Annotated in this window: 8 protein-coding genes; 4 read left to right on the forward strand and 4 right to left on the reverse strand. The window is 67.4% G+C overall.

Annotation, left to right across the window (positions count from 1 at the left end):
* Window position 1: 1 nt before the first annotated feature.
* Window positions 2–889: a helix-turn-helix domain-containing protein gene (locus H8R17_RS01960; protein WP_187821330.1), complete on the reverse strand. Its 888-nt coding sequence runs from the start codon at window positions 887–889 to the stop codon at window positions 2–4.
* An 853-nt stretch (window positions 890–1,742) separates the two neighbouring features.
* Between H8R17_RS01960 and H8R17_RS01965 the strand changes: the two genes are divergently transcribed.
* From H8R17_RS01965 to H8R17_RS01980, 4 genes are read left to right on the forward strand one after another with little or no spacing between them, the layout of a single operon-like run.
* Entirely contained in the window at window positions 1,743–2,213 is a 471-nt protein-coding gene (locus tag H8R17_RS01965) for an XRE family transcriptional regulator (protein WP_316959274.1), read from the forward strand.
* A gap of 36 nt (window positions 2,214–2,249) precedes the next feature.
* Entirely contained in the window at window positions 2,250–2,762 is a 513-nt protein-coding gene (locus H8R17_RS46195; protein WP_262504926.1) for a hypothetical protein, read from the forward strand.
* Complete coding sequence (locus tag H8R17_RS01975; RefSeq protein ID WP_187821331.1) at window positions 2,759–3,967, forward strand: MAB_1171c family putative transporter; 1,209 nt, start codon at window positions 2,759–2,761, stop codon at window positions 3,965–3,967. Before H8R17_RS46195 ends, H8R17_RS01975 begins: the two co-directional genes overlap by 4 nt.
* Complete coding sequence (locus tag H8R17_RS01980) at window positions 3,964–5,394, forward strand: amidase family protein (protein WP_187821332.1); 1,431 nt, start codon at window positions 3,964–3,966, stop codon at window positions 5,392–5,394. Before H8R17_RS01975 ends, H8R17_RS01980 begins: the two co-directional genes overlap by 4 nt.
* Window positions 5,395–5,836: 442 nt before the next feature.
* On the opposite strand, the gene H8R17_RS01985 is transcribed toward H8R17_RS01980, so the two are convergent.
* The 3 genes from H8R17_RS01985 to H8R17_RS01995 form a co-directional block, all read right to left on the reverse strand.
* Window positions 5,837–6,595: a hypothetical protein gene (locus H8R17_RS01985; protein ID WP_187821333.1), complete on the reverse strand. Its 759-nt coding sequence runs from the start codon at window positions 6,593–6,595 to the stop codon at window positions 5,837–5,839.
* Window positions 6,596–7,515: 920 nt separating this feature from the next.
* Window positions 7,516–8,112 carry a hypothetical protein gene (locus H8R17_RS48505; protein WP_187821334.1) on the reverse strand — a complete coding sequence of 199 codons (597 nt, stop codon included), beginning with the start codon at window positions 8,110–8,112 and terminating at the stop codon, window positions 7,516–7,518.
* A gap of 149 nt (window positions 8,113–8,261) precedes the next feature.
* Window positions 8,262–9,347, reverse strand: a complete 1,086-nt coding sequence (locus H8R17_RS01995; protein WP_316959275.1) for an Ig-like domain-containing protein — start codon at window positions 9,345–9,347, stop codon at window positions 8,262–8,264.
* Window positions 9,348–9,763: the final 416 nt, after the last annotated feature.

The raw sequence follows: 9,763 nt of genomic DNA on the forward strand, positions 1-9,763 counted from the left end.
GTCAGCCCTCCGTTCCGGTCGGCTCGTCGAGGGCGGCGAGAAGGGCGGCGGTGTGGGCCTCGGCCCGCGTCATGCCGCTCGGCGCGGCGGTGGCCTTGCCGGGCACGGCGTAGAGGTTCGGGCGGCTGGGGGCGTGCTCTCGGGCGATCCAGGAGCGCCAGTCGGCAGCCCAGGCGTCCGCCGGCCTCGGCTTGAAGTCGGCGCGGTGGGCACGCCACTTCGCGTCGGCTGCCTGCAGGCCCTGCTCGCCGAGGCGGTCGAGGTGTCCCTGCTGGCGGGCCCAGGTGTGGGTGGCGGGGTCGACCTGCCACTTGGCAGCCGAGAGGACGGCAGCACCACCACTGCTGTACCTACGGTTCAAATCAGGTTCACTACGGTTCTGTGTGCCGGTTTCCGGTACATCGCTGTGCCGGTTTCCGGTACGTCGACGTGCCGGTTTCCGTCGGGACCTGCCGGATTCCGGTACTGCCGGTTTCCGGACCCTCGCGGGGGATTCCGGCACCTCACGGGGGCGGATTCCGCACCGCCGCAGGGCCGAGATCCGGAGCGCTGGGGTGGTCTCGGGCCCCTCCGCCGACGCCTGGCCGGCTTCCTCGTCCTCCGCGGTCTCTGCCACGGCCATGGCGGCGAGGGGGAGGCGATAGACGGTGCTGCGCTGCGGGCCGGTGAGGTCGTCGAGCTGCTCCAGCTCACCGGCGTGGACCAGGCGGTCGACTGCCTCGCGCACCGTGGAGACGGAGGCGCGCGTGCGCTTGGCCAGGCTCGACAGCGAGGCCCAGGAGACGCACTGCTCGTCGGTCACCCGGTCGGCGATCGACAGCAGGACCAGACGCGCGGTCCCCCGGCTGGAGCTGTGTTCCCACACCCACTCGCGGGCTTCGCTGCTCATCGGCCGCTCCCGATGAGCAGGCGAGGCCGGTGGCGCGCAGGGGCCGGGATGGTGTGTTCCGGCTCGGGGCGCTCAGGCGCCGAGGCGGAGGTGGCTGCCGCGCAGGCCAGGCGGAAGGGCCTTTTGCGCAGGGCAGGAGGCATGCGATACTCCCCGTTGCAGTGTTGCCACGCTGACGCGCCCCTTGGAAGGACTCAGCGTGGTGATGGTGGGCAACCTCCGCCCTTGCCGGGGCGGGTGTGCCGCTTAGCGCTCGGCGTCCGTGAGTTACCGCTCTCGGGCGCCGTCGCTGTATTACGGGACCTTCTCGGTCCGGTCCGTGCTTGCTGGCTCCTCACGTCCGTTATCGCGGGCGGGCTGCCCGGGGACGACGAACATACGCACGGACCCGTGTCAAGATCCAGACTTGGTTCTTAAACTCTGTACTGGTTGCAGAGAGTCACCGCATAGTCTGCCGACGGAGTCATCTGCGGGACTCGGCGTGGGCCACCCTCGGGCGTCGAGGAGCACCGTTGCCGCAGTTACCCCGAACGCCGAGAGCGTGCCATTGTGTCCGAATTGGGGCGGGTGTCTGGTATTTCCCGCAGCGGAAAAGCGATGTGAATGAGGTGCTTCCACTGTCGCCTCCGCGCTTTCCGGTCGAAGATCAAAGTCTTGTGCGCCAGACGTGATGTATGTCGCTGGGTGAATGTGGCTCGCGCCACGTCGCCCGGCATACTCCTGCCGGTAGAAACGGACAGGCCGACCTGAAACAGGCGGTGCGCGCCACATAGAAACGTGCTGGTGAGGGAGAACTTTTCATACGCGGGATCGGCTCGTCAACTGGTGTTTATGGCGGGGTAGGGTGGTTAAAGTGACGACGAAGTCCACCCAGGAAAGGATCATGAAAGATTCCACCGAAGGTCAGGTGAACCCCAAGGGGCTCATGGACCGCCTAAACCGATTGTTTGACACGGTGCACCCGCCCGATCGTGGCCCCTTCAGCAACGCTGAAGTGGTCGAACTGATGGAGAAGCGGGGGCTGGGCAAGCTGTCGGCCCAGTACCTGTGGCTCCTGCGGACGGGGCAGCGCGATAACCCGACGAAGCGTCATCTTGAAGCGCTCGCAGGGTTTTTCGGTGTGGATCCCGCCTATTGGTTCGATGATGCCGTCGCCGAAAAGACCGTGCAGGAGCTTGAGTTGCTCGCACTGCTTCGCGACGCGAAGATCAAGAACGTTCTTCTTCGTCTATCAGACGTATCCGCAGATGGAAAGGATGCCGTCCTGGGGATCGTCGAGAGCGTACGAAAATCCGAGGGACTGCCGCCCTCAACTGGCGTGTAAACCGGCCCTAGTTCATTAAGTGATCAAGGAAAATTAATGTGGTCTGCACGTAGGTTGCGTCGGCCTGACCTCCTGGCCGAGCTGAAGGTCCCGCACGTCACCAATATCCGCGATCTTAGCGACGAGGTCTCTCGCCGCACGGGACGGGCGGTGGTCCTGGAGCCCCGGGAGCAGGCGCCTTCGGTGTGCGGGGCGTGCGCCGTGACGGAGAGTGCTGTCCACGTGTTCTACGACCCACGGACCAGCTCCCTGCACCAGGACCACATCATCGCCCACGAGTTCAGCCACCTCCTGCTCGGTCACCACGAGAACCGACCGGTGTCCGCGCTGGCCCCGGCCTTCATAACCAGCGTGGACTTGGCCACCGTGCAGATGATGCTGGGGCGCACCAAGTACGACGAGGATGAGGAGCGGGACACCGAACTCCTCGCTTCGCTGCTCCAGCACCGGATCATCGACTGGTGGCTGCGCAGCGACGAGTCCTCCGGGGACGAGGTGCAGGACCGGGTCACGCACACGCTTCTGCGCCGGCGGGAGGCCAGGTCGTGAAGGACCTGCTCCATCCGATCAGCCTCGTCGTCGCCACGCTCGGCTTCCTCTGCCTCCTGCGGGACGTGCTGACCCGCCGCCGAGACCCCGCCTCCACCGCGCTGGCCGCCGTCTTCCTGCTGTCGGGACTGTCGTTCCTGTTCTCCATCACGCCGATGTGGAACTACCTCGACCGCGTGCTCGGCACCGTCAACCTCTCCGTGCCCCTCGCGCAAGGCTGCGTGGTCGCCCTCCTGGCCTGCCAGCAGGTGGTCCTCACCTACTGGGGATCCCCGCCCGAGACCGCCCGCCAGCGGACTCGCCGGTGGCTCGGGGCCGGCGTCGCGGTGATCGCAGGGCTGTTGGTGCTGTTCGCCCTGCTGACGCCCAGCGCGCCGCATCCGATCGACTTCACGCTGTACTACGCGCACGACGACTGGTACGCCGCGTACCTCACCCTGTACGTCACGGCCTACACCATCGGCGAACTCTTCCTCGCCCGCGCCTGCTGGCGCCTGGCCCGCCGCAGCACCCGCGGGTCCGTCCGCTACGGCCTGCGCATCGTCGCCCTCGGCGCCACCGTCACCCTCGGATACAGCGCGGTCCGCATCGGCAACGTCATCGCCGGCGCCTTTGACGCCTCCCTCGCCGGCTGGGAGGGCTTCGCCTGGACCTGCGGCGATGTCGGCGCCATGCTCACGCTCATCGGCTGGCTCGTACCCACCATCAGCGACCAGGCCCAGAGTGTTCAGTACCGGATCAAGCAGTACCGCAGCTACTACGGCCTGCGCCCCCTGTGGCTGGTGTTCTACAGCGAAGCGCCCGAGATCGAGCTGCCAATCGACCGAGTCGACCCGGCCCAGAGGCGCCGGTTCCGCCGTATCTCGATCCGGCTCTACCGCCGAGCAGTCGAAATCCGGGACGGCCGGTTCGTGATCCGCCAGTACCTCGATGCCGCAGTACGCGAGGCCAGTGAAGCCCAGCACCGGGCCCGAGGGCTTCACGGCCAGGAGCTGTCGGCTGCCGTCACGGCCGATCAGATCCTCGCCGGAATCGCCGCCAGGGCCGAAGGCGCCCGCCCGGCGCCCGACCAGCTCACCGAATTCGCCGACTCCGAACGCCAGACCAGCGGACCCATGGACGACATCGACGCTCTCCTCGATGTCGCTCGCCACATTCGCCGCAAACCCGCACGAGCCCCCCACCTTGAGCGAGTCTCCGAATGACGACCGATCTCACCCACCAACCGGCTCACGTCCAGCTCCAGGCCCTGGACCGTCGTGAGATCTCCAGCCGCGAGCTGCTCGACCTCCACCTCGACCGGATCGACGCCAGCCACGTCAACGCCGTCATCACCCGCGACGACGAGGCGGCCCAGGCCGCCGCACAAGCGGCAGATGAACGCCGCGCCCGCAACGAGAAGAGGGGAACCCTCGACGGCCTTCCCCTCACGATCAAGGACAGTTTCGAGACGGCCGGCCTGCGCACTACCAGCGGCGCCGAGGACCTGGCGGATCACGTACCCGCACGTGACGCCGACGCGGTCGCTCGGCTTCGCTGTCGAGGCGCCGTGATCATGGGCAAGACCAACACCCCGGCGTACTGCCAGGACCTGCACACGGACAACAGCCTGTTCGGGCCCACGCTCAACCCGCACGACCCCAAGCACACCGCCGGCGGTTCCTCCGGCGGCCCCGCCGCCGCAGTTGCCGCCCACCTGACCCCCGCCGACCTCGGCAGCGACCTCGCCGGTTCGCTTCGGCTTCCGGCTCACTATTGCGGCGTCTACGGCCTGCGCCCCACGCACGGACTCATCCCGGCCCGCGGCCACATCCCCCGCCCGCCGGGATGGATCACCAGCAGCGACATGGTCACCCCCGGCCCCCTGGCACGCCACCCCCGCGACCTCGACCTGCTCCTCGACGCGCTGACGACGCCGTCACCCGCAGAGAACAGCCCCTGGCGCGTCAACCTGCCCACGGCGCGACGTGCAGTCGGCCAGCTCCGCGTGGCGGTGTGGGCCGAGGATGCTCGCTGCCCCGTCGACCGCGAAACGGCGGATGCTCTCGCCACCGTCGAGCAGGCGCTGGCCTCCGCCGGAGCGGACGTCCGCCGCACCGTGGGGCCGGTCGGCTTCGCCGACTCTCTCCGCCTCTTCGAGCAGCTCCTCCACGCCACCGCGACGGCCGCCACCGACGACGAAGCGGGCGCGGCCGAACTCGCAGCAGCGCGTGACCTGCACGAGGATGACGCGAGCCCACGGGCCACCTTCCTCCGCCACCGAACCCAGACACACCGCGCCTGGCTCCGAGCCGACGAGGAGCGCCTCCAGTTTCGAGGGGCGTGGCACCGGTTCTTCGCCGACGCCGAGCACGATGTCCTCATCACTCCCGCCGCTCCCACCGCGGCGATCGCGGCCGGCACCCGCTCTCTCATGGTCGACGGCGTCGAGCGGAGCTTCTTCGACCAGACCGGCTGGGCCAACCTCACCAGCCACGTCGGCCTGCCCAGCCTCGTCATGCCGGTTGCGCGAAACGCGGACGGCCTCCCGATCGGCGTGCAGCTCGTGGGGCCGACTTACTCGGACCGGATCTTGCTCGCACTGGCTGAAGATCTGGCGTCGCTTCTTGGAGGGACGGCCGGGGGAATCTGATGTCCGCTGGCTTCGCGAATGGTCTCGTCCACGCGTCGCGGTCGGAGCGGAGCCACAGACCGTGGTCGAGGACGATCGGCCTGCTTGGAGGTGCTGGACGAGTTGCGCGGGCACAGCTGACGTGACACACCAGCTGCGACGACGGGCGCTTCTCGCTCGAAGCAGGGGAGTTCGGGGTGGTTGACGCCATACCGGCCATGGAGGCGTCCACACGCGAGTTGGATCGGACCTCGGTAATTCCCCACGGCCAGGGACCGACGTCTCACCGCTTGCCGTGTACGGCCCTAGGTGTGCTGTTCGGACAGGTTAAGGCGGTCAGGGCGGGCTCCGCGGCAGCCACCGACGCGGTGACGATCCCGCCCACGCACGCGAGGGCCGCCAATACGGGCGGGGAGGGCGAGGCGGCCAGAGAGTCCGGCCGCCTTGCCCTGGCCGGTGGGCGTCAGCGCGCCCAGACCACGAAGGTGATCACAGCCTTGCCCTTGCCGAAGTCACGCACGTAGGTGTCGCCGTTGGACGAGCGCGCAACCCGCTTGCCCCAGCTCGCCTTGTCGTTACCGACCTGCGGTACGGCTGCGGACTGGTCGACCGTGCTCGTCGAGTCGAGGTGGGCGTAGATGGTGGCCAGCTGGTCATAGTCGTGTGTGTTGGGGTGGAGGTTGCTGGGCGGCCCGTCGGGGGTGTTGGTGTAGTCCATACACGTGCCCAGGTTGGGGTTGGTCTGGGTCTCGTCCTGGTGGTTCAGACCGAAGGTGTGCCCGACCTCCTGGCACATCACCAGGGTTCTCCAGGACGGCGTGTTGTACGTCGCGGTGTTGAAGTAGGTGTCGTTGACCTTGACCGTGCCCGAGCTGATGTGAGTGCCGCCGGTCACGGATATCGAGGCGAGGCCAAGCCAGCCGTTGCTGCCGTACGTTCTGTTGCACACTTCGACCCGGCCGCTGGTGGCCCGGCAGCTGTTGTTGGACTGCCCGGCAACCACCGTGGTGTCGAGCGCCGAGGACGTGGACCAGTCGCTCGAAGCCGTGCTCAGGTAGCTCTTCCAGGAGGAGCTGAGATTGTCGCCGAGCTTGAGGGTGAAGGGGTTCGAGGTGCGAGCCCAGTGGTAGCCGCCCCATGAGTGGTTGGCCTGGGCGGAGGTGCTGAGCGTCAGCGTGGCGGCGGCCGCGGTGGTGACGGCGGCGAGCAGCTTCATGCGCACGAGGGGTCTCCTCAGTGGTCGGGGATGGAAGCCACACGCGACCCCGGATGAGCCCCTTCGTCGTCGGCACAGCCAGGATCGCGAACTACCGTGCGGGTGTTGCGGTGGTGACTGACCGTTCGACCGGGCGGCATGCGACGTAGGCATGCCAGTGGGGCTCCAGCCGATCAGAGGTACCAAGCGCTAAGCAGATTAGGGGAATCGACGTGCGTTTGTCATGTGCACAGCTTGAGAGATTCATCCACTACTAAGCGACCTACGCGGACGGAGGTCGAGTCGCCGCACAGGAGGATGCGTCGGATGCGAGGAAGAGCCCGATCCGATAAAGGGGTTGCGTCCTGCGGGCAGCGGTACCGCGCCCATGCGTCCGCGCCGAGAGTTGGGCTTTCTGTCTCAACTGGTCGACTGCACGGCCTCGGCGGCGTGAGAGCTTCAGTCTCAGCGCCGGAACCGGCCTTCCTGGAGGGGGCCTTGCAGTGCAAGGCTGCGCTGAGACGTGGGACACAGTGTTGGGCAGTCCCTCGGCGATGAGGACGAGTACGGCGCGCTCGCGCTCGGTCAACCGGGCGACACCGCGGCGGCCGCTTCCTGGGGGCCGTTGTCCAGGTAGCCGTCCACGACGGCGCGGGTGACCCGGGACGACAGGGCGACGCCGCCGTCGGCCAAGGAGCGTAACCAGCAGTGGCAGTTGGACGGGATCGGCTCCTTGAGTAGGAACCCGGCTGACCGACGGCCCGGGCGCCGACAAGCGGGTACGCCTCGCCCGGTCCGACAATCGGGTTGCCGTCCTCGCGGTCTCCACCACAGCCGCGTACGACCACCGGCATCCGGACAGTCGTGCCGATCAGTGCCTGGACCACGCGCTGCTCGGCGACGGTGCCATGGCTCGGCCGACGGGTCCGGCGCGGCACTGCTGAGCGTCAGGACATGCCGGGCATGCCCTCCATGTCGTCGGACGAACCGGAGCCGTCCGAGGACATCGCGGCCTTCTCGCCGGCGGGCGTGACCGGGTACCACTTGCTGTCCTTGGCCTGGCCCTTCAACTCGCCGGCCTTGGCATCGCCCATGTAGCGGTACAGCGGCCGACCAGCGAGGGTGAGCTGCTTCATTCCGTCCGAGCGGTCCACCGAGCCGATGAGGCTCTGCTCCACGCCCATCGCCTTGACGGAGTCCTGCGCCATGACCGGCATCCAGGTCTTCGCGCAGTCACCGGTACACATCGACTTGGACGGGGACGCCTGGTCCATCTCGTAGCGGTAGAGGGTCATCCCCTTGTCGTCGGTGACGAAGGTGCCCATGCCCTCCATCTCCTCGGTCATCAGCATGGAGGTGGTGGTCATGCCCATGCCGTCTGCATCATTGTTGCCGGCCGGGGTGGAGGACGCGGGGGCCGAGGAGGCCGCGGCGGCACCGGAGTCCGTACTGGAGGAACTGTCCCCGGAGCTGCCGCACGCGGTCAGGAGGAGTGCGGAGGTGACGCCTGCGGCTGCGGCCAGGACAACACGTTGCCGGATCACGGAGGTTCCCCTCAATGAGCCCTGTTTCTACTTACTCACTTAGTACGTCGGATCTCAGTGGACCGTTCAGTCAGGGACGCCTCACATCACAAAGCCTTGCCCGCCGGCACACGGCCGTCGGGCAAGGCTCTCGTCGGGTGCGTGGTTTGTCAGGTCAGCGCGCTGCCCTTCTTCCAGGACTCCCAGTCGACGTTCCAGGCGCCGTAGCCGTTGTTCACGTCCACGGTGTCCGTGGACTTGATGACGGTCACGGGGTCGCCGTAGTTCACCCGGTCGTAGAACCACTTGGCGTTGGCGGTGCTCAGGCCGATACAGCCGTGGCTGGCGTTGACCTTGCCGAACTTGCCCTCGTTCCACGGGGCGGCGTGGGCGTAGGTGCCCGAGGGCGTGAGCTGGACGTCCCACTTGACGGCGCCGAGGTCATACGCCTCGGGGCCGAAGATGCCGACCGTGGCGGAGTTCATCCGGATCGTCGGGACCTTGCTCAGCACGACCATGGTGCCGTTCCACGTCTCGAAGGTCTTCTTGCCCGTGGAGACCGGAAGGGTCTTGACGACCTTGCCGTTCTCGGCCACGGTCATCGTCTTCTTGACCACGTCCACCGTGCTGACGACCGACTTGCCGATGGTGAAGTCGATCTCGCGCTTCTGCGTGCCGACCAGGTCGCCGTTCTTCAGGCCGACCAGGTCCATCCGCAGCTTCACCTTGGTGCCGGGCTTCCAGTACTCCTTGGGCCGGTAGTCGACCCGGTCCTTGCCGTCCCGGTCCTTCATCCAGCTCCACGCGCCCTCGACGACCGGGGAAGAGGTGACGCTGAGCTTGCGCTCCACTGCCGCCTTGTCGTGGATCGCTTTGTTGAAGACGATCGACACCGGAAGGGCGACGCCGACGGTGGCGCCCTTGTTGACGTTGTAGGTGCCGACGAAGATCTCGTCCTTGCTGAGCGTCGTGAAGCTGCTGCTGCGGGTCGTCTTCTTGCCATCAGACGCGGCGAGTTGGGCCTTGAGCGTGTAGGTGGCGCCGTATCCGGTGGCATGGGACGAGGTCCAGGAGGTGCTGTCGGAGGACAGTGAGCCGTCGAGTGTCGTGCCGTCGCTGGCGGTGACCGTGACCGACGCCAGCTTTCCGTCGCTCGGCTTCACCGTGAGCGGCTCGCCGGGTATCACGTCCTTGCCGTCGGTGGCAGGAGAGACCGTGACGGCGGCCGACCCGTTCTTGCCGGAATCCGCGTCCACCTCTGACCCGGGCTTCGAATCCGAGGCCGGCGATTCCTTCGAGGCGCCATTGGCGGCCTGACTGCAGGCGGCCAGGGTCACGATCCCGGCCAGGGCGAGGGCCGCGAATCCCAGGCGCCTGCGCCGAGGTCGTCGCTCTGCGGGCTCCATGTGCCCCCGTCGGCTGTCTTGCACAGTCATCCTCCATCCCAAGATGTAGCTAAGTGATTTAGTAGACGAGTGCCGGGCGTCGCTCGGTTCCCGCAGTCGGGGGCTCGTGATTCAGGTGGCCTCCCTGTGGGGCCGACTCGACCGGATGGTTTGCGGCCGTCGAGATCAAGAAGATGGCGCACTACTACGAAGCGTATTCGTAGTCTAAGGTCATGTTTCATCGTCGGGCGGACGAGCGGTCACCCCCCGTGCCGCTCGTCCGGCCG

The organism is Streptomyces sp. TRM68367 (assembly GCF_014495685.1).
Lineage (GTDB): Bacteria > Actinomycetota > Actinomycetes > Streptomycetales > Streptomycetaceae > Streptomyces.